This is a genomic window from Bacillus sp. NPDC094106, from assembly GCF_044764345.1.
Lineage (GTDB): Bacteria > Bacillota > Bacilli > Bacillales > Bacillaceae_G > Bacillus_A.
In genome coordinates this window covers 1-1044 of record NZ_JBIWHY010000052.1, presented here as the reverse complement: position 1 = coordinate 1044, position 1044 = coordinate 1, and the positions used below count along the sequence as shown (strand labels likewise).

1 rRNA gene is annotated in these 1044 nt (G+C 50.2%); it reads right to left on the bottom strand.

Annotated features, from left to right (window positions below):
- A 23S ribosomal RNA gene (locus ACIQ7L_RS28135) occupies positions 1-1044 on the bottom strand; the annotation flags it as partial.

The following is a 1044-nucleotide window of genomic DNA, read 5'->3' as shown; positions in this document are numbered from 1 at the left end:
GGTATCAATTCGCAGCTTCGGTGGTGTATTTAGCCCCGGTACATTTTCGGCGCAGAGTCACTCGACTAGTGAGCTATTACGCACTCTTTAAATGGTGGCTGCTTCTAAGCCAACATCCTAGTTGTCTAAGCAACTCCACATCCTTTTCCACTTAATACACACTTTGGGACCTTAGCTGGCGATCTGGGCTGTTTCCCTCTTGACTACGGATCTTATCACTCGCAGTCTGACTCCTAAGGATAAGTCATTGGCATTCGGAGTTTGACTGAATTCGGTAATCCGATGAGGACCCCTAGTTCAATCAGTGCTCTACCTCCAAGACTCTTACACTTAAGGCTAGCCCTAAAGCTATTTCGGGGAGAACCAGCTATCTCCAGGTTCGATTGGAATTTCTCCGCTACCCACACCTCATCCCCGCACTTTTCAACGTGCGTGGGTTCGGGCCTCCATTCAGTGTTACCTGAACTTCACCCTGGACATGGGTAGATCACCTGGTTTCGGGTCTACGACCACGTACTAAACGCCCTATTCAGACTCGCTTTCGCTACGGCTCCGCCTCTTCAGCTTAACCTTGCACGGGATCGTAACTCGCCGGTTCATTCTACAAAAGGCACGCCATCACCCATTAACGGGCTCTGACTATTTGTAGGCACACGGTTTCAGGATCTCTTTCACTCCCCTTCCGGGGTGCTTTTCACCTTTCCCTCACGGTACTGGTTCACTATCGATCACTAGGTAGTATTTAGCCTTGGGAGATGGTCCTCCCGGATTCCGACGGAATTTCACGTGTTCCGCCGTACTCAGGATACATTCAAGAGAGAACGAAGTTTCGACTACGGGGTTGTTACCCTCTGTGACGAGCCTTTCCAGGCTGCTTCGTCTACCTCGTTCCTTTGTAACTCCGTATAGAATGTCCTACAACCCCAAGAGGCAAGCCTCTTGGTTTGGGCTAGATTCCGTTTCGCTCGCCGCTACTCAGGAAATCGCATTTGCTTTCTCTTCCTCCAGGTACTTAGATGTTTCAGTTCCCTGGGTCTGTCTTCC